General features: G+C 72.1%; 20 protein-coding genes. 17 read left to right on the top strand and 3 right to left on the bottom strand.

The window, feature by feature from the left end; translation table 11 throughout:
* The first annotated feature begins 83 nt into the window (after positions 1 to 83).
* The 13 genes from ACFWVP_RS29485 to ACFWVP_RS29425 all read left to right on the top strand — a co-directional run bounded on the left by ACFWVP_RS29485 (position 84) and on the right by ACFWVP_RS29425 (position 16,233).
* Positions 84 to 1,655: a PucR family transcriptional regulator gene (locus ACFWVP_RS29485; protein WP_384501019.1), complete on the top strand. Its 1,572-nt coding sequence runs from the start codon at positions 84 to 86 to the stop codon at positions 1,653 to 1,655.
* 457 nt (positions 1,656 to 2,112) lie between these two features.
* Positions 2,113 to 3,558 (top strand): aldehyde dehydrogenase family protein, encoded by a 1,446-nt coding sequence (locus ACFWVP_RS29480; protein ID WP_384501018.1) that lies wholly within the window; start codon positions 2,113 to 2,115, stop codon positions 3,556 to 3,558.
* A 280-nt stretch (positions 3,559 to 3,838) separates the two neighbouring features.
* A complete protein-coding gene (locus ACFWVP_RS29475) occupies positions 3,839 to 4,504 on the top strand; it encodes an HNH endonuclease (RefSeq protein WP_384501017.1) in 666 nt (221 codons plus the stop codon).
* A 138-nt stretch (positions 4,505 to 4,642) separates the two neighbouring features.
* Entirely contained in the window at positions 4,643 to 4,867 is a 225-nt protein-coding gene (locus tag ACFWVP_RS29470) for a hypothetical protein (RefSeq protein ID WP_384501016.1), read from the top strand.
* 197 nt (positions 4,868 to 5,064) lie between these two features.
* Positions 5,065 to 7,011 (top strand): acyl-CoA dehydrogenase family protein, encoded by a 1,947-nt coding sequence (locus tag ACFWVP_RS29465; RefSeq protein ID WP_384501015.1) that lies wholly within the window; start codon positions 5,065 to 5,067, stop codon positions 7,009 to 7,011.
* Positions 7,012 to 7,092: 81 nt separating this feature from the next.
* Complete coding sequence (gene aroA / locus ACFWVP_RS29460) at positions 7,093 to 8,319, top strand: 3-phosphoshikimate 1-carboxyvinyltransferase (RefSeq protein ID WP_384501014.1); 1,227 nt, start codon at positions 7,093 to 7,095, stop codon at positions 8,317 to 8,319.
* A 48-nt stretch (positions 8,320 to 8,367) separates the two neighbouring features.
* On the top strand, positions 8,368 to 8,865 hold the full coding sequence (locus ACFWVP_RS29455; RefSeq protein WP_384501013.1) for a nucleotidyltransferase domain-containing protein: 498 nt from the start codon (positions 8,368 to 8,370) through the stop codon (positions 8,863 to 8,865).
* A gap of 87 nt (positions 8,866 to 8,952) precedes the next feature.
* The gene (gene dxr / locus ACFWVP_RS29450) at positions 8,953 to 10,206 is read left to right on the top strand and encodes a 1-deoxy-D-xylulose-5-phosphate reductoisomerase (protein WP_384501012.1); all 1,254 of its coding nucleotides are present in this window, start codon (positions 8,953 to 8,955) and stop codon (positions 10,204 to 10,206) included.
* Positions 10,203 to 11,513: a M50 family metallopeptidase gene (locus ACFWVP_RS29445; protein ID WP_384501011.1), complete on the top strand. Its 1,311-nt coding sequence runs from the start codon at positions 10,203 to 10,205 to the stop codon at positions 11,511 to 11,513. Before dxr ends, ACFWVP_RS29445 begins: the two co-directional genes overlap by 4 nt.
* A 171-nt stretch (positions 11,514 to 11,684) precedes the next feature.
* Positions 11,685 to 12,842: a flavodoxin-dependent (E)-4-hydroxy-3-methylbut-2-enyl-diphosphate synthase gene (gene ispG / locus ACFWVP_RS29440; protein ID WP_384501010.1), complete on the top strand. Its 1,158-nt coding sequence runs from the start codon at positions 11,685 to 11,687 to the stop codon at positions 12,840 to 12,842.
* A gap of 166 nt (positions 12,843 to 13,008) precedes the next feature.
* Complete coding sequence (locus tag ACFWVP_RS29435; RefSeq protein WP_384501009.1) at positions 13,009 to 13,854, top strand: GNAT family N-acetyltransferase; 846 nt, start codon at positions 13,009 to 13,011, stop codon at positions 13,852 to 13,854.
* A gap of 29 nt (positions 13,855 to 13,883) precedes the next feature.
* Positions 13,884 to 14,459 (top strand): GNAT family N-acetyltransferase, encoded by a 576-nt coding sequence (locus ACFWVP_RS29430; RefSeq protein WP_384501008.1) that lies wholly within the window; start codon positions 13,884 to 13,886, stop codon positions 14,457 to 14,459.
* A gap of 73 nt (positions 14,460 to 14,532) precedes the next feature.
* On the top strand, positions 14,533 to 16,233 hold the full coding sequence (locus tag ACFWVP_RS29425) for a proline--tRNA ligase (RefSeq protein ID WP_384501007.1): 1,701 nt from the start codon (positions 14,533 to 14,535) through the stop codon (positions 16,231 to 16,233).
* A 125-nt stretch (positions 16,234 to 16,358) separates the two neighbouring features.
* Here the strand turns inward: ACFWVP_RS29425 and ACFWVP_RS29420 are convergent, their stop codons facing one another.
* The 3 genes from ACFWVP_RS29420 to ACFWVP_RS29410 are packed head-to-tail and all read right to left on the bottom strand — an operon-like array spanning position 16,359 to position 18,324.
* On the bottom strand, positions 16,359 to 17,264 hold the full coding sequence (locus ACFWVP_RS29420) for an aminoglycoside phosphotransferase family protein (protein ID WP_384501006.1): 906 nt from the start codon (positions 17,262 to 17,264) through the stop codon (positions 16,359 to 16,361).
* 29 nt (positions 17,265 to 17,293) lie between these two features.
* Positions 17,294 to 17,794, bottom strand: a complete 501-nt coding sequence (locus tag ACFWVP_RS29415; RefSeq protein WP_384501005.1) for a ferritin-like domain-containing protein — start codon at positions 17,792 to 17,794, stop codon at positions 17,294 to 17,296.
* On the bottom strand, positions 17,791 to 18,324 hold the full coding sequence (locus ACFWVP_RS29410) for a hypothetical protein (RefSeq protein ID WP_384501004.1): 534 nt from the start codon (positions 18,322 to 18,324) through the stop codon (positions 17,791 to 17,793). Before ACFWVP_RS29410 ends, ACFWVP_RS29415 begins: the two co-directional genes overlap by 4 nt.
* Before the next feature lie 170 nt (positions 18,325 to 18,494).
* Between ACFWVP_RS29410 and rimP the strand changes: the two genes are divergently transcribed.
* The 4 genes from rimP to infB all read left to right on the top strand — a co-directional run bounded on the left by rimP (position 18,495) and on the right by infB (position 23,758).
* Positions 18,495 to 19,001, top strand: a complete 507-nt coding sequence (gene rimP / locus ACFWVP_RS29405) for a ribosome maturation factor RimP (protein ID WP_384501003.1) — start codon at positions 18,495 to 18,497, stop codon at positions 18,999 to 19,001.
* Between the two features lie 2 nt (positions 19,002 to 19,003).
* Positions 19,004 to 20,044: a transcription termination factor NusA gene (gene nusA / locus ACFWVP_RS29400; protein WP_384501002.1), complete on the top strand. Its 1,041-nt coding sequence runs from the start codon at positions 19,004 to 19,006 to the stop codon at positions 20,042 to 20,044.
* A 148-nt stretch (positions 20,045 to 20,192) separates the two neighbouring features.
* A complete protein-coding gene (locus ACFWVP_RS29395; protein WP_384501001.1) occupies positions 20,193 to 20,480 on the top strand; it encodes a YlxR family protein in 288 nt (95 codons plus the stop codon).
* A gap of 140 nt (positions 20,481 to 20,620) precedes the next feature.
* Positions 20,621 to 23,758 carry a translation initiation factor IF-2 gene (gene infB / locus ACFWVP_RS29390; RefSeq protein WP_384501000.1) on the top strand — a complete coding sequence of 1,046 codons (3,138 nt, stop codon included), beginning with the start codon at positions 20,621 to 20,623 and terminating at the stop codon, positions 23,756 to 23,758.
* Positions 23,759 to 23,893: the final 135 nt, after the last annotated feature.

Below are 23,893 nucleotides of genomic sequence, written 5' to 3'. Positions count from 1 at the left end.
CGAGAATCCTGCCGCCCTGGCAGAATCGAATGCGGCCGTCTGTACGGGACGGCGCAATCGACTCATAGAGGTCCGGCGGTCCCATGCCCCCCACTCTCGCCTCGCTCGTCCAGCACTCGGTGCTCAAGCTCACGGTCCGGGCGGGTGCGGACCGGCTCGGCACACCGGTCCGCTGGGCGCACGCCAGCGAGCTCGCCGACCCCGTCCCGTACATGGAGGGCGGTGAGCTGCTCCTCGTCACCGCGACCAACCTCGACGCCGAGGACCCCGCCACGATGCGCCGGTACGTACGGAGGCTGGCGGGCGCCGGAGTCGCCGGGCTCGGCTTCGCCGTCGGCGTCACCTACGAGGACATCCCGCCGGCCCTCGTCGACGCGGCCGAGGAAGCCGGCCTGCCACTCCTCGAAGTGCCCCGGCGTACGCCGTTCCTGGCCATCAGCAAGGCGGTGTCCGCGGCGATCGCCGCCGACCAGTACCGGGCCGTCACCGCCGGTTTCGACGCCCAGCGTGAGCTGACCCGGGCCGCGCTCTCCGGAGACGGCCCCGCCGAACTCCTCACCCGCCTCGCCGCGCACGTCGACGGCTGGGCCGCGCTGTACGACACCTCGGGGGCCGTCGTCGCCGCCGCACCGGAATGGGCGGCCCGCCGCGCCGCCCGGCTCACCCCCGACGTGGAACGCCTGCGCGACCGCCCCGCCCCGGCCAGCGTCGTCGTCGGCGACGCCGACGACCGGGTCGAGCTCCAGTCCCTGGGCACCGGCCGCCGTGCCCGCGGCGCGCTGGCCGTCGGCACGGGGGCGGCGCTGGGCACGGCCGAACGGTACGCGGTGCACTCGGCGGTCGCCCTGCTCACCCTGACCACGGCCCGCTCCCGCTCACTCCAGGGCGCCGAGCAGCGCCTGGGCGCGGCGGTCCTGCGGATGCTGCTGGCCGGGCAGTCCGACCACGCCCGGGCCGTCGCCGGGGACCTGTACGGGGATCTGCTCGACGCCCCCTTCCGGCTGCTGATCGCGGAGGCGCCCGAGCCCGTCGTCCCCGAGCTGCTCGCGGAGACGATGGAAGCCGCCGCGGCCCGGTCCGGCGAGACGCTGCTGATGGTGCCCGAGGGCGAACGGATCGTGGTGCTGGCCGCGGACGGCGGTGCGGCGGTCGCGGCCTGCACGGCGTACGCCCGGGCGCAGGACGACCGCCAGGCGCGCGAGCCGGCCAACGACGACGGCGACGTGGTCGTCGGCCTGTCCGCCCCCTCGGGCCCGATCGCTGTGGCCACCGCGTACAAGCAGGCCGAGCAGGCCCTTTCGGTCGCCCGCCGGCGGGGCAGGGCGCTGGTCGAGCACGAGGAGCTCGCGGCGGGCTCGGTCCTGCCGCTCCTCGCCGACGACGCCGTACGGGCCTTCGCCGACGGGACACTGCGGCCCCTGCACGAACACGACGCGAAGGGCCGCGGCGACCTGGTCGCGTCGCTGCGCGCCTGGCTCTCCCGGCACGGCCAGTGGGACGCGGCCGCAGCGGACCTGGGCGTCCACCGCCACACCCTGCGCTACCGGATGCGCCGGGTGGAGGAGATCCTGGGCCGCTCCCTGGACGACCCGGACGTCCGGATGGAGCTGTGGCTCGCCCTGAAGACGACGGCGGCCTCATCGGGCACACCGTGAACCACCAGAGCCCGGGCTGAGGGCCCCGGGCCCGACCGACGGCCTCCTCCGCGCGTCAGGGCCTGCCTCCGTCAGGGGCCTGCCTCCGAGGGTCCCGCCGCGCGATGCGCGCCTGCCTCCGGTGGTCCCGCCGGGCGTCTGCCCGCGACGGTCCCGCCGCAGGGCGTGCCCGTCCCTCCCGCGGTCCGGTACCCGCGCGCCGTTCCGTGATGCGCCGACCGCCCCCGGCCGCCGGTGCGCCCCTCCCGTGGCGCGCACCCTGGCCCCCGGTCCGCCCGGTCCGCCCCTCCGGCGGACCCCGGGCCGCACCCCCCCCGACAAACCGGCGCATCGCCGCCCCCCTCCGCTCCACGCCGGACAAACGTCATCCGCGCCCGGGCGTCCTACGGTGGGGTGAGGAGGGCGCCCCCGTGGTGCCCGCGACCTCGTTCACCACCCCCGAAGGGCCGGAACCGCCATGACTTCCACCCACGCCTTCTGGCTGGCCGGCCGACGGGCCACCGGCGAGGACAGCTTCGACGTCACCAACCCGTGGGACGGCCGGCTCGTCGGCACGGTCGGCGTGCCGACCGAGGCCCAGGTCGAGGAGGCCGTCGCCGCCGCGTACGCCGTCCGCGAGGAGTTCGCCGCGACCCCCGCGCACGTGCGGGCCGCCGCCCTCGACCACGTCGTACGACGCCTCACCGAGCGCACCGAGGAGATCGCCCAGCTGATCTCCGCAGAGAACGGCAAGCCCGTCAAGTGGGCCCGGGGCGAGGTCGGCCGCGCCGTCTCCGTCTTCCGGTTCGCCTCCGAGGAGGCCCGCCGCTTCAACGGCGGCGACGCCCAGCGACTGGACACGGACGCCGGCGGCACCGGCCGCCTCGCGCTCACCCGGCGCTTCCCGCGCGGCCCCGTCCTCGGTATCTCACCCTTCAACTTCCCGCTCAACCTGAGCGCCCACAAGGTCGCCCCGGCCATCGCCGTCGGCGCGCCGATCATCCTCAAGCCCGCCCCGGCCACCCCCCTCTCGTCCCTGGTCCTGGGCGAGCTGCTCGCCGAGACCGATCTCCCGGCCGGCTCCTGGTCCGTCCTGACCGTGCCCAACGACCGGATGCCCGCCCTCGTGAAGGACGAGCGGCTGCCCGTGATCTCCTTCACCGGATCCGGACCGGTCGGCTACTCGATCATGGAGTCGGTGCCGCGCAAGCACTGCACCCTGGAGCTCGGCGGCAACGGCGCGGCCGTCGTGCTCGCCGACTACGCCTCCGAACAGGACCTCGACCGGGCCGCGACCCGCATCGCGACCTTCTCCAACTACCAGGGCGGCCAGTCCTGCATCTCGGTGCAGCGCGTCATCGCCGACACCTCGGTCTACGACCGGCTCGTCCCGAAGATCGTCGCGGCCGTCGAGGCCCTGGTGACCGGCGACCCCTCCGACGCGGCCACCGACGTCGGCCCGCTGGTCGACGAGAACGCCGCCCGCCGTGTGGAGTCCTGGGTCGACGAGGCCGTAGCGGCAGGAGCGGCACTGCTCACCGGCGGCAAGCGCGACGGGGCCACCTACGCGCCGACGGTCCTCACCGACCTCCCCGCCGACTCCAGGATCGCCCGCGAGGAGGTCTTCGGCCCGGTCCTGTCCGTGCAGCGGACCGACGGCGAGGCCGAGGCCTTCGCCGCCGTCAACGCCTCCGACTACGGGCTGCAGGCGGGCGTCTTCACCCACGACCTGCAGACCGCGTTCCGCGCCCACCGCGCCCTGGAGGTCGGCGGCGTGGTCATCGGCGACGTCCCCTCGTACCGCGCCGACCAGATGCCGTACGGCGGCGTCAAGCAGTCCGGCGTGGGCCGTGAGGGCGTGCGGTACGCGATGGACGACTACACCTACGAGCGGGTGCTCGTCCTCACCGGCCTGGCCCTGTAGCCCAGGCTGGCAACGGACCGGCCGGAGCCCACTGTGCGGGGGCTCCGGCCGGCCCCCACGTCGCCTGCGGAAGCGGACGCGGACGCAGGCAGACGCCCGCGCACCGCGCGTGCCTACCGTCCCGCTGGAGCTGCGGCCCCCAGACACGGAGGCCCGCTGTCGGCGGCCCCCGTGGCCGGCCGCGGCCGTGAATCGCTCCTGCGGTGAACGCCCGTGCCCGTGTGGGTGAGAGACAGCCGGCTGGCACCCTCCCGGGGCCGGTTGCCGGTAGAACGCGAAGGTGATCAAGAACCTCCCGCGCGGCTTCGGCGTGCTCGCCCTCGCCCTCGTCCCACTCCCCGCTCCCGCCCAGGCAGCCCAGACCGCCGGGGTGAAGACGCTCGCCGACGCCGTCGGCCTGGTCAAGGTCGTCGAGGAGAACCGGGCCGGCTACGCCCCTTCGCACTTCAAGCACTGGAACGCGGGCGATCTCCCCTCCGACGGCTGCGACACCCGCAACGGGGTACTGCTCGGCGAGGCGGTCGAGGCCCCCGCCGTGGCCGCCGGGTGCAAGCTGACCGGCGGGACGTGGCAGTCGTACTACGACGGCCAGGCGGCGACCGGACCCGGCGCCCTGGACGTGGCCCACACGGTGCCGCTCGCGGAGGCCTGGGAATCCGGCGCCTACGCGTGGAGCGCCGCCCGGCGTGAGGCGTACGCGAACGACCAGGACGCGGCGGCGTCGCTGGTCGTGGTGACGGCTCGCGTGAACCGGCAGAAGGCCGGACAGGACCCGGCCGAGTGGATCCCGCCGGTGGCGGAAGCGCACTGCCGGTACGTGGGGGAGTGGGTGACGGCCAAACTCCGCTGGCAGCTCACCGCCGACAACCCGGAGATGGAGGCCCTGAAGGTGTTCGCCGAAGGCCCCTGCGAGGACACCGTCGTCCAGTACACCCCGGCCCCGTAGAAGTGCGCCCGGGCAGGGCGGTACCGAGGCGCCCTGCTCCCGGACGGATGATCTTGCGTGACCTCTGGCGCGTCGAGCGGTTGAAGCGACGAACGGATGGACACATCCGATGAGAAGAAGACGAGGACATCACACCACATGAAGTCATACCGGACGCGGTCGCTGCTGCGGGGAGCCATCGGGTGCTGCACCGCTCTGACGGCCGCCGGACTGTCCGCCGGGTCGGCCTGCGCCGACGAGACGCACACCAATTCGCACAACGCGCCCCGGGTGGGTCTCATCCAGACCGGGCAGATCGACGACCCCCTGGAGGACGTGCTGGAGCACGCGGCGATCCTGGGCACCACGTACGTCTACGACTGAGCCACATCCCGGGGAGGCCGCCCACGGTTCGCCCGGCCGTGGGCGGGCTCGGATTCCGACGACGTCGCCCGACCGGCGGAGCGGTTGCGCCGCACGGTGGTGGGGCCGACCGGGATGGGGTAGATACGGACGAGTGGTACCGATCGGCACGCGTACGGCCAGACCCCTTCCCCGACTCGCGGCGAGGTGAGCTCCTCATGTCCGCCCCATCCGACACCCCCCAGGCTCCCAAGGTCACCGAGCGTGAAGCACGGCAGGTGGCCGAGGCCGCCCGCGAACAGGACTGGCGCAAGCCGAGCTTCGCGAAGGAACTCTTCCTCGGACGCTTCCGGCTCGACCTGATCCACCCGCACCCCGTGCCACCCGCCGACGACGTACGGCGCGGCGAGGCCTACCTCGCCCGGCTGCGCGAGTTCTGCGAGACCCGCATCGACGGCGCACTCATCGAGCGCGAGGCCCGGATCCCCGACGAGGTCGTCAACGGCCTCAAGGAACTCGGCGCCCTCGGCATGAAGATCGAGACCAAGTACGGCGGCCTGGGGCTGACCCAGGTCTACTACAACAAGGCGCTGGCCCTGGTCGGTTCGGCCAGTCCCTCGCTCGGCGCGCTGCTCTCCGCCCACCAGTCCATCGGCGTACCGCAGCCGCTGAAGATGTTCGGCACCCAGGAGCAGAAGGACGCCTTCCTGCCACGCCTGGCCCGCACGGACATCTCCGCCTTCCTCCTCACCGAACCCGACGTCGGCTCCGACCCGGCCAGGCTCGCGACCTCGGCCGTCCCCGACGGCGACGACTACGTCCTGGACGGGGTGAAGCTCTGGACGACCAACGGCGTCGTCGCCGACCTGCTCGTCGTCATGGCCCGGGTCCCCCGGTCCGAGGGCCACAAGGGCGGCATCACCGCCTTCGTCGTCGAGGCCGGCTCCCCCGGCATCACCGTGGAGCACCGCAACGCCTTCATGGGCCTGCGCGGCATCGAGAACGGCGTGACCCGCTTCCACGGGGTCCGGGTGCCGGCCGGCAACCGGATCGGACCCGAGGGCGCCGGTCTCAAGATCGCCCTCACCACGCTCAACACCGGCCGCCTCTCGCTGCCCGCCATGTGCGTCGGCGTCGGGAAGTGGTCGCTGAAGATCGCCCGCGAATGGTCGGCGGTCCGCGAGCAGTGGGGCAGGGCGGTCGCCCGCCACGAGGCGGTCGGCGCGAAGATCTCCTTCATCGCCGCCACCACCTTCGCCCTGGAGGCCGTCGTCGACCTCTCCTCGCAGATGGCCGACGAGAACCGCAACGACATCCGCATCGAGGCCGCCCTGGCCAAGCTGTACGGCTCCGAGATGGGCTGGCTCATCTCCGACGAGCTGGTCCAGATCCGCGGCGGACGCGGCTTCGAGACCGCCGCCTCGCTCGCCGCCCGCGGCGAACGCGCCGTCCCCGCCGAGCAGATGCTCCGCGACATGCGGATCAACCGGATCTTCGAGGGCTCCACGGAGATCATGCACCTGCTGATCGCCCGCGAGGCCGTCGACGCCCACCTCAAGGTCGCCGGGGACATCATCGACCCCGACAAGCCGCTCTCCGACAAGGCGAGGGCGGGCGCCAACGCCGCCGGGTTCTACGCACGCTGGCTCCCCAAGCTGGTCGGCGGACCCGGGCAGCTCCCCGGCGCGTACGCCGAGTTCCGCATCCAGGGCCACCCCGACCTCTCCACCCACCTGCGGTTCGTCGAGCGTTCCGCCCGCAAGCTGGCCCGCTCGACCTTCTACGCGATGTCCCGCTGGCAGGGCCGCATGGAGACCAAGCAGGGCTTCCTCGGCCGGATCGTCGACATCGGCGCCGAACTCTTCGCGATGAGCGCGGCCTGCGTCCGCGCCGAACACCTGCGGGTCAACGACGACCACGGCCGCGAGGCGTACCAGCTCGCCGACGTGTTCTGCCGGCAGTCCCGCATCCGGGTGGAGGAGCTCTTCAACCGGCTCTGGTCCAACACCGACGACATCGACCGCCGCGTGGTCGACGGAGTCCTCGCCGGCACGTACACGTGGCTGGAGGAAGGCGTCATCGACCCCAGCGGCGACGGCCCCTGGATCGCCGACGCCACCCCCGGCCCCGCCACCGGGGAGAACGTCCACCGCCCCATCCGCTGAACCGGCACCATCCTCGCGGGGCGCGTCCACTGCCTGGACGCGCCCCGCGCGCACGCCCGGCGCACGGCAAAATGGGCGCCCGTGACCGTCATCCACATCCCCGGCTCCAAGTCCGTCACCGCCCGCGCCCTGTTCCTGGCCGCGGCGGCGGACGGCAACACCACCCTCCTGCGCCCCCTGTGTTCGGACGACACCGAGGGGTTCACCGAGGGACTGACCCGCCTCGGATACGGAGTCAGCCGCGAGCCGGACCGCTGGCACATCGAGGGCCGCCCCTCCGGACCCGCCGTCACCGACGCCGAGGTCCACTGCCGCGACGGGGCCACCACCGCGCGCTTCCTGCCGACGCTCGTGGCCGCCGCGCCCACCGGCTCGTACCGCTTCGACGCCTCCGCGCAGATGCGCCGGCGCCCTCTCGCCCCGCTCACCGAGGCCCTGCGGACCCTCGGCGTCGACCTGCGCCACGAGGGCGCGGAGGGCCACCACCCGCTGCGGATCGAGGCGTCCGGCGTCAGGGGCGGCGAACTGACCCTGGACGCGGGGGAGTCGTCCCAGTACCTCACCGCCCTGCTCATGCTCGGCCCGCTCACCGCCGAAGGGCTCCGGATCGACGTCACGGAGCTCGTGTCGGCCCCGTACATCGAGATCACCCTTTCGATGATGCGCAGCTTCGGTGTCGAGGTCGTCCGGAAGGGGAACACCTTCACCGTCCCGCCGGGTGGCTACCGTGCCACCACGTACGCCGTCGAGCCCGACGCGTCCACCGCGAGCTACTTCTTCGCCGCGGCGGCCCTCACCGGCCGCGAGGTCACCGTCCCCGGCCTCGGCGCGGAAGCGCTCCAGGGCGACCTGCGCTTCACCGACGTCCTGCGCCGCATGGGCGCCGAGGTGCACACCACGGCCGACGCGACCACGGTCCGGTCCACCGGATCCCTCCGCGGCCTCACCGTCAACATGCGCGACATCTCCGACACGATGCCCACCCTCGCCGCGATCGCCCCGTACGCCACCTCACCCGTACGCATCGAGGACGTCGCCAACACCCGGGTGAAGGAGTGCGACCGGCTGGAGGCCTGCGCGTCGAACCTGCGGCGGATGGGGATCACCGTGCACACCGGGCCCGACTGGATCGAGATACACCCCGGCACGCCCCGCCCCGTCGAGATCGCCACCCACGGCGACCACCGCATCGTGATGTCGTTCGCGGTCGCCGGACTGCGCGCACCGGGAATGAGCTACGACGACCCCGGCTGCGTGCGCAAGACGTTCCCCGGCTTCCACGAGGCGTTCGCCGAGTTCGCCGGCTGACGGGAAAACGCCGTGCGTCCGGACGGCGGCAACACCTACCCTGCGCCCATGATGTCCCGGAACGACGTCCTGACCATCCTGGCCCTGCTGCGAGGGGCCGGAGCCGGCGTGGTGATCGCCGGAGGCTGGGGCATCGACGCCCTGCTCGGCGAGGAGACCCGCGAGCACCGTGACCTCGACCTCCTGCACGTCCGGGAGCAGGAGCCCGTCGTCGTCGAGGCCCTGGTCTCGGCCGGCTACACCGAAACGCTCGACTGGCGGCCCGCACGCTTCGTGCTCAGCCACCCCTCCGGTCTCGAGATCGACCTGCACCCGCTGGAGTTCGCCCCCGACGGCTCCGCCCTGCAGTCCTCCCTCGATCCCGCCGAGCCCTTCCGCTACCCCGCGTCCTGCTTCGTCACCGGCACCATCGGCACGACCACCGTGCGCTGCATCTCCGCCGAACAGCAGGTGCGCTTCCACCAGGGGTACGAACCGGCCGAACGCGACGTGCTGGACATGGCCCGGCTGAAGGGCAGGTTCGGCATCGATACGGCCGCCCGGTGACGAGATCCCGTGCGGCACGTCCCCGGGGCACGGCCGACCGGGGACGCACTGTCGGAGCGCACAGCCGATGCGGCAACAATGGGGGGCATGAGCGACAGCCCCGTACCCCTCGCCGATCCGCATCTCGTATTCGACGCCGCGGACGGACGCCGGGACCTTGTGATCCTCGGCTCCACCGGGTCCATCGGCACCCAGGCCATCGACCTGGTGCTGCGCAACCCCGACCGCTTCCGTGTCACGGCGCTGTCCGCCGCGGGCGGCCGGGTCGAGCTCCTCGCGGAGCAGGCGCGTCGGCTGCGGGTGCGTACGGTCGCGGTCGCCGCCGAGGACAAGGTGCCCGCGCTGCGCGAGGCCCTGAGCGCGCGGTACGGCACCGGGGAGCCGCTGCCCGAGATCCTGGCCGGGCCCGACGCCGCCACGGAACTCGCCGCGAGCGACTGCCACACCGTGCTCAACGGGATCACCGGTTCGATCGGCCTGGCCCCCACGCTCGCCGCGCTGGAGGCGGGCCGTACGCTCGCCCTCGCCAACAAGGAGTCGCTGATCGTCGGCGGCCCGCTGGTGAAGGCACTCGCGGCCCCCGGCCAGATCATCCCGGTCGACTCCGAGCACGCCGCGCTCTTCCAGGCCCTCGCCGCCGGAAAGCGCGCCGACGTGCGCAAGCTCGTCGTGACCGCGTCCGGCGGGCCGTTCCGCGGCCGGACCCGGAGCGAGCTGGCCGACGTCACCCGCGAGCAGGCCCTGGCGCACCCGACCTGGGCCATGGGCCCGGTCATCACCGTCAACTCGGCGACCCTGGTCAACAAGGGACTGGAGGTCATCGAGGCGCATCTTCTCTACGACATCCCGTTCGACCGGATCGAGGTCGTCGTCCACCCCCAGTCATACGTTCACTCGATGGTGGAGTTCACCGACGGTTCCACCCTCGCCCAGGCCACCCCGCCCGACATGCGCGGCCCGATCGCCATCGGGCTCGGCTGGCCCGAGCGCGTCCCCGACGCTGCCCCCGCCTTCGACTGGACGAAGGCCTCCAGCTGGGAGTTCTTCCCGCTGGACACCGAGGCGTTCCCGTCCGTAGGGCTCGCCCGGCACGTGGGCACGCTGGGCGGCACGGCACCCGCGGTGTTCAACGCCGCGAACGAGGAGTGCGTGGACGCGTTCCTGGCGGGACGGCTGCCGTTCAACGGAATCATGGATACGGTCACAGCGGTGGTGGCCGAACACGGCACCCCCGTCACGGGAACTTCACTGAGGGTCGCGGACGTCCTCGAAGCGGAGACCTGGGCCCGTTCCCGGGCCAGGAAACTCTCGGCGGAAGCGACAGCGGAGGCGCGCGCATGAGTATGACGACGATCCTGATGACGATCCTGGGGATCGCCATCTTCGCCGTGGGTCTGCTGTTCTCGATCGCGTGGCACGAGTTGGGCCACCTCTCGACCGCCAAGCTCTTCGGCATCCGGGTGCCGCAGTACATGGTCGGCTTCGGCCCGACGATCTGGTCGCGCAGGAGGGGCGACACCGAGTACGGCATCAAGGCCATCCCCGCGGGCGGCTACATCCGGATGATCGGCATGTTCCCGCCGGGAGCCGACGGACGGCTCGAGGCGCGCTCCACCTCCCCCTGGCGCGGCATGATCGAGGACGCCAGGTCCGCCGCCTTCGAGGAGCTCCGGCCGGGCGACGAGAGCAGACTCTTCTACACGCGCAAGCCGTGGAAGCGCGTGATCGTGATGTTCGCCGGACCGTTCATGAACCTGGTCCTGGCCGTCGCGATCTTCATGGGCGTGGCCATGACCTTCGGCTTCCAGACCCAGACCACCGAGGTCGCCGGCGTCCAGCAGTGCGTGATCGCGCAGAGCGAGAACCGCGACACCTGCGAGGCATCCGACCCGGTCTCGCCCGCCAAGGCGGCCGGACTGCGGGAGGGCGACAGGATCGTCGCCTTCGACGGGCAGAGGATCGACGACTGGGCGACCCTCTCGGACCGGATCCGGCAGACCGTCGGCCCGGCCACCATCACCGTGGAGCGCGACGGCGGGGAACAGACCCTGAACGCCGTGCTGAAGAAGAACGCCGTCGCGAAGAAGGACGCCGACGGCCAGGTCGTCCCCGACCAGTACGTCACCGCCGGCTACCTCGGCTTCGCGGCCAACACGGAGATCCTGCCGCTCTCCTTCGGCGACTCGGTCGTCCGCATGGGCGACATGATCGAGAACGGCGTCGACTCGATCATCGCGCTGCCGTCCAAGATCCCCGACCTGTGGAACGCCGCCTTCGGCGACGGCGAGCGCGCCGACGACTCCCCGGTCGGTGTGGTCGGCGCGGCCAGGATCGGTGGCGAGGTGATGAACCTCGACATCCCCGCGCAGAACCAGATCGCGATGATGCTGTTCCTGCTGGCCGGCTTCAACCTCTCGCTGTTCCTCTTCAACATGCTGCCCCTGCTGCCGCTGGACGGCGGGCACATCGCGGGCGCGCTCTGGGAATCCCTGCGCCGCAACATCGCCCGGGTGTTCAAGCGCCCCGACCCCGGACCCTTCGACGTGGCCAAGCTGATGCCGGTCGCCTACGTCGTCGCCGGGATCTTCATCTGCTTCACGCTGCTGGTGCTGGTCGCCGACATCGTGAACCCCGTCAAGATCACCTGATACCTCTCGTGTCCCACAGGTGGCGGCCGGACACACAGATGGCGTCCGGCCACTCACCGTGGGGGTGACTTGCCGACGGGGTGCGCCCGGTATGCGTCCGGTGCCGTAACCTCGAAGCCTGGAGCCCGGCGTTCTCGGGACCTCGATCCACACCTTGGGGATGCACAGCGCATGACTGCGATTTCTCTCGGAATGCCGGCCGTTCCGACCAAGCTCGCCGACCGACGGGTCAGCCGTCAGATCCAGGTCGGGTCGGTGGCGGTCGGCGGGGACGCACCGGTCTCGGTGCAGTCGATGACGACCACACGCACGTCGGACATCGGCGCGACGCTGCAGCAGATCGCGGAGCTGACGGCGTCCGGCTGTCAGATCGTGCGCGTGGCGTGCCCGACCCAGGACGACGCGGACGCGCTGTCGACGATCGCCCGCAAGTCGCAGATCCCGGTGATCGCGGACATCCATTTCCAGCCGAAGTACGTGTTCGCCGCGATCGACGCGGGGTGCGCGGCGGTCCGGGTGAACCCGGGCAACATCAAGCAGTTCGACGACAAGGTCAAGGAGATCGCGAAGGCGGCCGGTGACGCGGGGACGCCGATCCGCATCGGCGTGAACGCCGGCTCCCTGGACGCGCGACTGCTGAAGAAGTACGGCAAGGCGACGCCGGAGGCCCTGGTGGAGTCCGCGCTGTGGGAGGCGTCGCTGTTCGAGGAGCACGGCTTCCGGGACATCAAGATCTCGGTGAAGCACAACGACCCGGTCGTGATGGTGAACGCCTACCGTCAGCTGGCGGCGCAGTCCGACTACCCGCTGCACCTGGGTGTGACCGAGGCCGGCCCCGCGTTCCAGGGGACGATCAAGTCCGCCGTCGCGTTCGGCGCGCTGCTCTCCGAGGGGATCGGGGACACGATCCGCGTCTCGCTGTCGGCCCCTCCGGCGGAGGAGGTCAAGGTCGGTCTGCAGATCCTCGAGGCGCTGAACCTGAAGCAGCGGCGACTGGAGATCGTGTCGTGCCCGTCGTGCGGGCGCGCGCAGGTGGACGTGTACAAGCTGGCCGACCAGGTCAGTGCGGGACTGGAGGGCATGGAGGTCCCGCTGCGGGTCGCCGTGATGGGCTGCGTCGTGAACGGCCCCGGCGAGGCCCGCGAGGCGGACCTGGGCGTCGCCTCCGGCAACGGCAAGGGCCAGATCTTCGTGAAGGGCGAGGTCATCAAGACGGTCCCGGAGTCGAAGATCGTGGAGACCCTCATCGAGGAAGCCATGAAGATCGCCGAGCAGATGGAGAAGGACGGCATCGCCTCCGGCGAGCCCCAGGTCTCCATCGCGGGCTGACCCCACCCGACACCGTGCCCCGCAGGGCCCGCCCTGCGGGGCACAGCCATGTCCGCGGCCGGTCGCTTTCCCGCACCCCCGGGGCCCCGCATCCCGTGCGGGCGGCGCCTCCCGGCCTTGTTGGGTACAGTGCGGAAATCAGCAGACCATATGGTGAGGCCCCCCAGTGTTGACGCAGACCACCACCCGGGTCCTCGACCCGAGCGAGCTCCCCGCCGTGCTCGCGATCCTCGAGAGCGAACCCGTGGACAACGCGTTCGTGATGTCCCGCGTCCAGGTCGCGGGCCTCGATCCCTGGCGGCTCGGCGGCGAGATGTGGGGCTGGTACGCCGACGGCCGACTGCGCTCGCTCTGCTACTCCGGCGCCAATCTCGTACCCATCTGCGCCACCCCCGAGGCCGTCCGGGCCTTCGCCGACCGTGCCCGGCGGGCCGGACGCCGCTGCTCGTCCATCGTCGGCCCCGCCGGTCCCACCGCCCAGCTGTGGCGGCTCCTCGAACCGAGCTGGGGGCCCGCCCGCGAGGTCCGGCCCAACCAGCCGCTCATGGTCACCGAGAGTCCCTCCGCGGAGGTCGCGCCCGACCCCCTCGTCCGCCGCATCCGCAAGGACGAGGTGGAGGTGCTCATGCCGGCGTGCGTGGCCATGTTCACCGAGGAGGTCGGCGTCTCCCCGCTCGCCGGTGACGGCGGGCTCCTCTACCAGGCCCGGGTCGCCGAGCTGATCGGCACCGGCCGCTCCTTCGCCCGGATCGAGGACGGCAAGGTCGTCTTCAAGGCGGAGATCGGCGCGGCCACCTCCCGGGCCTGCCAGATCCAGGGCGTCTGGGTCGCCCCCGAATTCCGCGGCCGTGGCCTCTCCGAGACGGGAATGGCAGCCGTCCTGCGCTACGCGCTGGCCGATGTGGCACCGGTCGTCAGCCTGTACGTCAACGACTACAACACCGCCGCACGCAGGGCCTACAGCCGCGTCGGCTTCCGCGAGACCGGTGCGTTCATGAGCGTGCTGTTCTGACCGGGCGGCCCGGCCAGTAGGGTTCCGGCATGGCAGCAGCAACCCCCGCATCCCCCCGGGGCTCCGGGGCCCCCGACATCCTGGTCGGACCGCTCGACCTCGCCGCGCACGTCGACGAGGCCCTCGCCGTGCAGGCCGTCGCCTTCGGCCTCTCCCAGGACGAGATCGACGTACGCCGCCATATCGTGCTCCGGCACCTCGACCACCCGCAGGCCCGCGCCCTCGGCGCCACCACCCCCGCCGGACGGCTCGTCGGATTCGTCTACGGCCTGCCGAACAACCGCGCCCACTGGTGGTCCACCGTCGTCGAGCCGTACCTGCGCGCCACCGGCTCCGAGCGGTGGCTCGACGACTCCTTCGTGATCACCGAACTCCACGTCCACCCGGAGTTCCAGCAGCGCGGCATCGGCCGCAGCCTGATCACCGCCATCACGGACGCCGTCGGCCAGCCCCGCTCGATCCTCTCCGCCATCGACACGGAGAGCCCCGCCCGCGGTCTCTACCGCGCCCTCGGCTACCAGGACCTGGCCCGGCAGGTGCTCTTCCCCAGCGCCCCCATGCCGTACGCGGTGATGGGCGCGCCCCTTCCACTGCGCCGCCCCTGAACGAATCGATTTCCGCCCGCGCGGGGCACACGGCTAACCTCGGGCTCACCACCCTTGCGAGCAGGAGTTCATCATGGCCCAGGTCCAGCGCATGTCCCGATTGATGATCAAGACACTGCGTGACGACCCGGCGGACGCCGAGACGCTCAACCACAAGCTCCTCGTCCGGGCCGGATACGTACGTCGCACCGCAGCCGGCATCTGGACGTGGCTCCCGCTCGGCAAGAAGGTCCTGGAGAACATCACCCGCGTCGTCCGTGAGGAGATGGACGCCATCGGCGGGCAGGAGGTCCTGCTGCCCGCACTGCTCCCCAAGGAGCCGTACGAGGCGAGCGGCCGGTACGACGAGTACGGCGACCTGCTGTTCCGGCTCAAGGACCGCAAGGGCGCCGAATACCTCCTCGGACCGACCCACGAGGAGATCTTCACCCAGGTCGTCAAGGACATGTGCTCGTCCTACAAGGACCTGCCCGTGATCCTCTACCAGATCCAGACCAAGTACCGCGACGAGGCCCGTCCCCGCGCCGGAGTGCTGCGCGGCCGTGAGTTCCAGATGAAGGACTCGTACTCCTTCGACACCACCGACGAGGGTCTGGTCGAGGCGTACCAGGCGCACCGCGCCGCCTACATCAGGATCTTCGAGCGCCTCGGCCTCGACCACCGCATCGTCTCGGCCGTCTCCGGTGCCATGGGCGGCTCGGCGTCCGAGGAGTTCCTGGCGCCCGCCCCGGCCGGCGAGGACACCTTCGTCGACTGCCCGAACTGCGACTACGCCGCCAACACGGAGGCGGTGACCTTCAAGGCCACCCCCGCCGACGGTTCCGCGGTGGGCCCCGTCGAGGAGCTGGACACCCCCGACACCCCGACCATCGAGACGCTGGCCGCCCACCTCGGCGTCCTGGCCTCCGCAACCCTGAAGAACCTCCTGGTCAAGGTCGACGGCGAGATCGTGGCCGTGGGCGTGCCGGGCGACCGCGAGGTCGACCTCGGCAAGCTCGGCGAGCACCTCGCCCCCGCGGTCGTCGAGCTCGTCACCGCCGAGGACTTCGTGGGCCGCCCCGACCTGGTGCGCGGCTACGTCGGCCCTCAGGGCCTGGAGAAGGTCCGTTACATCGCGGACCCCCGCGTCGCCCCCGGCACCGCCTGGATCACGGGTGCCAACAAGGAGGGCAAGCACGCGAAGAACGTCGTCGCGGGCCGTGACTTCGAGGTCGACGACCAGCTCGACGTGGTGGTCGTCCAGCCGGGCGACCCCTGCCCCAACTGCGGCACCGGCCTGCGGGTGGACCGCGCCATCGAGATCGGCCACATCTTCCAGCTCGGCCGCAAGTACGCCGACATCTTCTCCCTCGACGTCCTCGGCCAGCAGGGCAAGCCCGTCCGCGTCACGATGGGCTCGTACGGCATCGGGGTCTCCCGTGCGGTGGCCGCCCTCGCCGAGCAGACCGCCGACGACAAGGGCCTGTGCTGGCCCCGTGAGATCGCGCCGGCCGACGTCCACGTCGTCGCCGCCGGCAAGGCGCTCCAGACCGAACTGGCCCTCGACGTCTCCGAGAAGCTCGGGGCCGCGGGCGTCCGCGTCCTGGTCGACGACCGCCCGGGCATCTCGCCCGGCGTGAAGTTCACCGACTCCGAGCTCATCGGCGTCCCGCAGATCCTGGTAGCCGGCCGCCGTTCGGCCGAAGGCGTCCTGGAGCTGAAGGACCGCCGTACGGGCGAGCGCGAGGAGCTCACCGTCGACGAGGCGATCGCCCGCCTGACCGCCCGGAGCTGACCCGCGTCCGGCGGAACGCGGAGGGGCCCCCACAGCCGTGGGGGCCCCTTTGCACGTCGTACCGCACAGCTCGCGTCGTGCGCGGCCCCCGTGCCCCGTGCCACGGCCGCCCGGCGGCGGCGGCGCTACAGCCAGCCGGCGAACTCCAGTGCCAGCTCCCCGTCCTGCCTGCGGCCCACGGACAGCGCGCGCGTGCCGGACTCCACGGCCCGGAACAGCGTCCAGCCGCGCAGCCGTGACTGGTCCACCTCCAGCGAGTCCGCCAGCTTCTTGACCCGGCGCCGTGCCGTCGCCGCGCCGCCCGGCGAGGCGATCAGATCCTCGACCCGGTCGCGCACCAGCCTGGCCAGGTCGTAGGCGCGCTCACCCACCAGCGGCTCGGGACCGACCGCCAGCCACGGCGCACGCTCGCCCGAGAGCACCTTGCTCTGACGGAAGTTGCCGTGCAGCAGGAGGAGTTCGGGGGAGTGCGCGACCAACTCCTCGCGGGCCTCCAGCGCCGAGGACACCAGCGGTCCGAGCTCCGGGTCCGCCGCCGCGGCCTCCCGCATCGGCCCCGTCCGCCGGGCGGTCCGCTCGGCGACCGTCTCGAAGGGGTGACCGGCCGGCGGCTCGACCCACAGCCGCCGCAGTGTCCCCGCGGCCTCCAGCAGGGCCTTCGCCTCGGGGAGGGAACGCAGGGACACCTCGTGGTGCAGCCGCTCCAGCAGCAGCGAGCCGCCGGTGGACGCGGGGGCCAGCAGTTCCACCGCACCCCAGCCGTTCCAGTGGGCGAGCGCCGCCCGCTCCGGGGCGGGCGCGGCGGCGGGCGGGGCGATCTTCAGGACGGCCGCCGTGCCGTCCCGCCGGGTCACCAGCACGACGAGGCTGCTGCGTCCGCCCGGGGCGACCACCCGGTCGAGGGTGACCTCCTCGGCGGACAGCGCCTCGTCGGTGAGTGCGGGGAGCCGCCCGAGCCAGTCGGCCGCGGCGGCGTCCCCGCACGTCTCGCCGAGCGCTCGCACCAGACGCTGCGGCGGTTCGAAACCCATACGCGCCTTGTTCCCTTTCAGATCCTGCTTCAGTGCGTCGCGCCCGTGGCGCCTGCCTCCGCCGTTCCGTCCGACGGGTCAGCCGCGGCCTTCTCGGCGAGCCCCGGAAAGGCTACGCCCGTGCCGCGCCAGCGCACCGCGCGCACGGCGGCCTCCCGGAGCGCGCCCGCGGCCTCCTGCCGCAGCGGCCCCTCGGCGGCCCGTACGAGATCGGAGCAGACGCCCGCGACCCGGTCCTCCAGCACGGCGGCGAGCCGCAGCGCGGCCGACGGGTCCGGCACCGCGAACGGCAGAGCGTACGCGGCGTCCGCCGCCACCGGCGTACCGCCCAGGTCGCGGACGGTCCGTACCAGCGCGTCACGGCGGGCCCGGTGCGCGTCATGGGCCGTCTTCGCGTCGGTGCGCCGGCCGCCCTCCAGGCGGCCGCCCAGCACCCCGTAGCCGTACACCGCGGCGTGCTCCGCGGCCAGCGCCGCCTGCGCGGCCGTCAACGTGCCCTTGTCGTCGCCCCGCTTGGTGCCGTCGGTCATGACGAGGTCTCCTTGGCCAGCTCGGTCAGCAGGTACGCGTGGACCGCTCCGGCGGCGGCGACCGAGGCCAGCAGCCGGGCCAGCTCGGGTGGGGCCTCGACCAGGGTCCTGGCGCGTTCGCCGGCCACCCGCCGTTCCTCGGCCGCCAGTTCCTTCAGGGCGGTCCTCGGGTCGGCGGGCGGAGCCGAGGACGTGGCGGCCTTCGGGTCCGCGGGGGCGGGCTTCCTCGCCGCGCTCCCGGAGAGCGCCGAGGCGTGTTCGCGGACGGCGGCCCTCAGCGGAGCCAGTCCGGCCGCCGTCGTCGGATGGAGGGCCGCCACCTGCTCGTACCGGGTGAGCAGTGCGGTGCTCGCGCGCGCGGCGGCCGTCCGCAGCGCCGTCTCGGCGCGCAGCGAGGCGGTCCGTGCGTCGGAGTCCGATCCGGGTGTCCCCGGGCCTTCGCCGCCACCGCACCCTGTCAGTACCGCGCCCAGGGCGACCGCTCCCGTGCTGATGAGCGCGTTCCTGCGCGTCGTCCCCGTGCGCCGCACTTGTCTCCTTCGACATGGTTTCTGACAGATTCTGTCCCGAAGTGATCACCGCGGCTGAGCGTACCCGCGGTCCGGCGGGAGGCGGACGGCAACACCCCCGCGGACCGGATACCCTTTGACCTGACACGCGACGAACCCACAACAGCACACGCGGCCGAGGAGTCACCCGGATGAGCACCACCCAGAGCGAGAGGCTGCGCGGGCTGCTCGAACCGCTCGTCAGCGCCAAGGACCTGGATCTCGAAGAGATCGAGGTGTCCCGGGCGGGCCGCCGGAGGGTGCTGCGAGTCATCGTCGACTCCGAGGACGGCGTGGAGCTCGACACCTGCGCCGAGCTGAGCCGCACGATCTCCGAGACCCTCGACGAGACAGACGCGATGGGCGACGACGAGTACGTCCTCGAAGTGAGCTCTCCGGGCGCCGACCGCCCGTTGACCGAGCACCGCCACTACGTACGCGCCATCGGCCGGCTGGTGAAGCTGACCCTGCGCACCGGGGAGCCGGCCGTCGAGCTGGTGGCCCGCATCCTCGCCGTCGACGACGAGGGACTCGACCTCGAAGTGCCGGGCGTCAAGGGCCGCAAGCCCACGTCGCGCCGTGTCGCCTTCGACGAGATCGCCAAGGCGCGCGTGGAGATCGAATTCAACCGCAAGGACAAGAAGGAAGAGGAGGCGTAGCCGTGGACATCGATGTGAAGCTTTTGAAGGGCTTGGCGCAGGACAAGGAGATCCCCTTCGACGTGCTCGTCGGGGCGATCGAGTCGGCCCTCCTCATCGCGTACCACCGCACCGAGGGCAGCCACCGCCGGGCACGCGTCGAGCTGGACGCCGGCGGCCACGTCGTGGTGTGGGCGAAGGAGGACCCGGCCGACCTCGAGGAGGGCCAGGAGCCCAAGGAGTTCGACGACACCCCGTCCGGCTTCGGCCGTATCGCCGCGACCACCGCCAAGCAGGTCATCCTGCAGCGGCTGCGCGACGCCGAGGACGACAGGACGTTCGGCGAGTACGCCGGGCACGAGGGTGACGTCGTCACGGGGCTCGTCCAGCAGGGCAAGGACCCGAAGAACGTCCTCGTCGACATCGGCAAGCTGGAAGCGATCCTGCCCGTGCAGGAGCAGGTGCCGGGCGAGGAGTACACCCACGGCCTGCGGCTGCGTACCTACGTCGTCCGGGTGGCCAAGGGCGTGCGCGGTCCGTCCGTGACGCTCTCGCGCACCCACCCCAACCTCGTGAAGAAGCTCTTCGCGCTGGAGGTCCCGGAGATCGCGGACGGCTCGGTCGTCATCGAGGCCATCGCCCGCGAGGCCGGCCACCGCACCAAGATCGCCGTACGCTCCACCCGGGCCGGCCTGAACCCCAAGGGTGCCTGCATCGGCCCGATGGGCAGCCGTGTGCGCAACGTCATGGCCGAGCTGCACGGTGAGAAGATCGACATCGTCGACTGGTCGGACGACCCGGCCGAGATGGTCGCCAACGCCCTTTCACCCGCACGGGTGAGCGAGGTCGAGGTCGTGGACCTCGGGACCCGCTCCGCTCGGGTGACGGTGCCCGACTACCAGCTGTCGCTGGCGATCGGCAAGGAGGGCCAGAACGCCCGCCTCGCCGCCCGGCTCACCGGCTGGCGGATCGACATCCGGCCGGACACCGAGACCGGCGAGGCGCGCGACATCGCCGACCGTGAGCGCGCCGAGCGCGCCCGGGAGCGGTCCGAGCGCGGCTGAGACACGGACGTCCGGAGGGCCCGCTCCGGCGGGTCCTCCGGGGTCTCCGAAGGAATAGATCAAGGCGTCATGCCGCTGAGATCACGACAACATCCGTTCGATTCTTGCCCCGAAGGGGTGAGGTCGGTGCGGGGAGGTAGACTTAAACGTGTCTGGCCGGACGCACGCCCGCGCTTGCCCCGAACGAACCTGTGTGGGATGCCGGGAGCGGGCGGCCAAGAGCGAGCTGCTGCGCATCGTGGTGGACAAGGGAGAAGTCGTCCCTGATCCACGCGGTACGCTGCCCGGCCGGGGTGCGTACGTGCACCCGGTCTCTGTCTGTCTCGACCTGGCGGTTCGCCGCCGGGCGTTCCCCCGGGCCTTCAAGGCCAAGGGGCCGTTCGATTCCGCGGCACTGCAGCGGTTCGTCGAGCGGGTGACACCGCAAGAAAAGTGAACGGCACGGGTCCCCGTGCGGTCAGGTACCTCGCGAGTTGGAAGTAGGTCGAGATTGCGATGAGCACTCGATGAGTACGCGATGAGTACGCCCATGAAGTAGCGACGGTCCGGCGGTAACCCGGACCTAAAAGGAGCGAAGTGGCTAAGGTCCGGGTATACGAACTCGCCAAGGAGTTCGGGGTGGAGAGCAAGGTCGTCATGGCCAAGCTCCAAGAACTCGGTGAATTCGTCCGTTCGGCGTCCTCGACCATCGAGGCGCCGGTCGTACGCAAGTTGACTGACGCACTGCAGGGTCCCGGTGGCAACGCCGGCAAGTCCGCTGCAAAGCCTGGCGCGCCCCGCAAGGCCGCCCCTTCCAAGCCCGCAGCGCCCTCCCCGGCCGCTGCGGCACGTCCCGCTGCCCCGAAGCCCGGCGTCCCGGCCCCCAAGCCGGCCGCCGCCGAGGTTCCCGAGAGCAGCGCCCCCGCGGCGCCCTCCGCGCCGTCCGCAGGCCCGCGTCCGGGTCCGAAGCCGGCTCCCAAGCCCGCTCCGGTCACCCCGGTGCCCGCCGCCGAGTTCTCGGCTCCGGCACCGGCCCAGCCGGCCGCACCCCAGCAGCCCCAGGCCCCGCGTCCCGCGGGTGCCACCCCGGGTCCCCGCCCCGCCCGTCCGGCTCCGGCCGGCGGTCAGCGTGACGGTGGCCGCGGTGGCGAGCGTGACGGCGGCCGTGGTGGCGAGCGCGGCGGCGACCGTCCGGCACGTCCCGCGGGCCAGGGCGCACCGCGCCCCGGCGGCGCACGTCCGGCGGGTCCCCGCCCCGGTAACAACCCGTTCACCTCCGGCGGCTCCACCGGCATGGCGCGCCCCCAGGCGCCCCGTCCCGGCGGTGCCCCGCGCCCCGGCGGCGGTCAGGAGCGCCCCGGCGCCCCGCGCCCCCAGGGTGGTCCCGCACAGAGTGGACGGCCTCAGGGCCCCGGCGGCGCACGTCCGTCCCCGGGCGGCATGCCCCGTCCGCAGTCCCCGCGTCCCGGCGGCGGTGCCGGTGCCCCCTCGGGTAACCGTCCGAACCCCGGCATGATGCCGCAGCGTCCCGCCGCGGGTCCGCGTCCCGGCGGTGGCCCCGGTGGCGGTGGCCGTGGTCCCGGCGCCGGTGGCGGCGCGGGCCGTCCCGGCGGTGGCGGCGGCGGTCGTCCCGGTGGCGGCGGCTTCGCAGGCCGTCCGGCCGGTCCCGGTGGCGGTGGCGGCGGTTTCGCCGGCCGTCCGGGTGGTCCCGGTGGCGGTGGCGGCGCGGGCCGTCCCGGTGGTGGCGGCGGCTTCGGCGGTCGTCCCGGCTTCGGTGGACGTCCCGGCGGCCCGGGTGCCCGTGGTGGCACACAGGGTGCGTTCGGCCGTCCCGGTGGTCCCGCGCGTCGTGGCCGCAAGTCGAAGCGGCAGAGGCGCCAGGAGTACGAGGCCATGCAGGCCCCGTCGGTGGGCGGCGTCATGCTGCCCCGTGGCAACGGACAGGCTGTCCGGCTGTCGCGCGGTGCCTCCCTCACCGATTTCGCCGAGAAGATCAACGCCAACCCGGCGTCGCTCGTCGGCGTGATGATGAACCTCGGCGAGATGGTCACTGCCACGCAGTCCGTCTCCGACGAGACGCTGAGGATGCTCGCGGACGAGATGAACTTCGTCCTGGAGATCGTCAGCCCGGAGGAGGAGGACCGCGAGCTGCTCGAGTCCTTCGACATCGAGTTCGGTGAGGACGAGGGCGGCGAAGAGGCTCTGGTCTCGCGTCCGCCGGTCGTGACCGTCATGGGTCACGTCGACCACGGTAAGACCCGACTGCTGGACGCGATCCGCAAGACGAACGTCATCGCGGGCGAGGCCGGCGGCATCACGCAGCACATCGGTGCCTACCAGGTCGGCGCCGAGGTCAACGGCGAGGACCGCAGGATCACCTTCATCGACACCCCGGGTCACGAGGCGTTCACCGCCATGCGTGCACGTGGTGCGAAGTCCACCGACATCGCGATCCTCGTGGTGGCGGCGAACGACGGTGTGATGCCCCAGACGATCGAGGCGCTGAACCACGCCAAGGCGGCCGACGTGCCGATCGTGGTCGCGGTCAACAAGATCGACGTCGAGGGCGCGGACCCGACCAAGGTGCGCGGTCAGCTCACCGAGTTCGGTCTGGTGGCCGAGGAGTACGGCGGCGACACGATGTTCGTCGACATCTCCGCCAAGCAGGGCCTCAACATCGAGGCTCTTCTGGAGGCCGTCGTCCTCACCGCCGACGCCTCGCTCGACCTGCGGGCCAACCCGGAGCAGGACGCGCAGGGTATTGCGATCGAGTCCCACCTCGACCGCGGCCGCGGTGCCGTCGCGACCGTCCTGGTCCAGCGAGGCACGCTGCGGGTCGGCGACACCATGGTGGTCGGCGACGCGTACGGACGAGTCCGCGCGATGCTCGACGACAAGGGCGAGAACGTGGAGGAAGCGGGTCCCTCGACCCCCGTCCTCGTGCTCGGTCTCACCAACGTCCCGGGTGCCGGCGACAACTTCCTGGTCGTCGACGAGGACCGTACGGCCCGTCAGATCGCCGAGAAGCGTGCCGCTCGTGAGCGCAACGCCAACTTCGCCCGCAAGGGTGTCCGGTTCTCCCTGGAGAACCTGGACGAGGCGCTCAAGGCCGGTCTGGTCCAGGAGCTCAACCTCATCATCAAGGGCGACGCGTCCGGTTCGGTGGAGGCCCTCGAGTCCTCGCTGCTCCAGCTCGACGTCGGTGAAGAGGTCGACATCCGGGTCCTGCACCGCGGTGTGGGTGCGGTCACCGAGTCGGACATCGACCTGGCGACCGGCTCCGACGCCATCGTGATCGGCTTCAACGTGCGCGCCGCAGGGCGTGCCGCGCAGATGGCCGACCGCGAAGGTGTGGACGTCCGGTACTACTCGGTCATCTACCAGGCGATCGAAGAGATCGAAGCGGCCCTCAAGGGCATGCTCAAGCCGGAGTACGAAGAGGTCGAGCTCGGTACGGCGGAGATCCGCGAGATCTTCCGCTCGTCCAAGCTGGGCAACATCGCCGGTGTGCTGGTCCGGTCCGGCGAGGTCAAGCGCAACACCAAGGCGCGCCTGCTCCGCGACGGCAAGGTCATCGCGGAGAACCTCAACATCTCCGGTCTGCGCCGCTTCAAGGACGACGTCACCGAGATCCGCGAAGGCTTCGAGGGCGGTATCAACCTCGGAAACTTCAACGACATCAAGATCGACGACGTCATCGCGACGTACGAGATGCGCGAGAAGCCGCGAGGCTGATCCACGGAGAACCCCGGGGGGTGACCCCCGGACTCTCCTGCACGGTCGGGGCCGGTCGACGGGTCGTATTTCCGTCGATCGGCCCCGGCCGTTCCGTGTACGGTTCGGGTGTTCCCGCCGAGTGACGGCGGGGCG

This window comes from Streptomyces sp. NPDC058637, assembly GCF_042717325.1.
GTDB lineage: Bacteria > Actinomycetota > Actinomycetes > Streptomycetales > Streptomycetaceae > Streptomyces.
The sequence above is the reverse complement of the archived record's forward strand: the minus strand, read 5'-3'. Positions and strand labels throughout refer to the sequence as shown.

Excerpts from the sequence above, each read along its gene's own strand:
- ACFWVP_RS29485 (WP_384501019.1), top strand. The coding sequence starts at position 84 with ATGCCCCCCACTCTCGCCTCGCTCGTCCAGCACTCGGTGCTCAAGCTC.
- ACFWVP_RS29480 (WP_384501018.1), top strand. The coding sequence starts at position 2,113 with ATGACTTCCACCCACGCCTTCTGGCTGGCCGGCCGACGGGCCACCGGC.
- ACFWVP_RS29470 (WP_384501016.1), top strand. The coding sequence starts at position 4,643 with ATGAAGTCATACCGGACGCGGTCGCTGCTGCGGGGAGCCATCGGGTGC.
- ACFWVP_RS29465 (WP_384501015.1), top strand. The coding sequence starts at position 5,065 with ATGTCCGCCCCATCCGACACCCCCCAGGCTCCCAAGGTCACCGAGCGT.
- ACFWVP_RS29455 (WP_384501013.1), top strand. The coding sequence starts at position 8,368 with ATGATGTCCCGGAACGACGTCCTGACCATCCTGGCCCTGCTGCGAGGG.
- dxr (WP_384501012.1), top strand. The coding sequence starts at position 8,953 with ATGAGCGACAGCCCCGTACCCCTCGCCGATCCGCATCTCGTATTCGAC.
- ACFWVP_RS29445 (WP_384501011.1), top strand. The coding sequence starts at position 10,203 with ATGAGTATGACGACGATCCTGATGACGATCCTGGGGATCGCCATCTTC.
- ispG (WP_384501010.1), top strand. The coding sequence starts at position 11,685 with ATGACTGCGATTTCTCTCGGAATGCCGGCCGTTCCGACCAAGCTCGCC.
- ACFWVP_RS29430 (WP_384501008.1), top strand. The coding sequence starts at position 13,884 with ATGGCAGCAGCAACCCCCGCATCCCCCCGGGGCTCCGGGGCCCCCGAC.
- ACFWVP_RS29425 (WP_384501007.1), top strand. The coding sequence starts at position 14,533 with ATGGCCCAGGTCCAGCGCATGTCCCGATTGATGATCAAGACACTGCGT.
- ACFWVP_RS29420 (WP_384501006.1), bottom strand. The coding sequence starts at position 17,264 with ATGGGTTTCGAACCGCCGCAGCGTCTGGTGCGAGCGCTCGGCGAGACG.
- ACFWVP_RS29415 (WP_384501005.1), bottom strand. The coding sequence starts at position 17,794 with ATGACCGACGGCACCAAGCGGGGCGACGACAAGGGCACGTTGACGGCC.
- rimP (WP_384501003.1), top strand. The coding sequence starts at position 18,495 with ATGAGCACCACCCAGAGCGAGAGGCTGCGCGGGCTGCTCGAACCGCTC.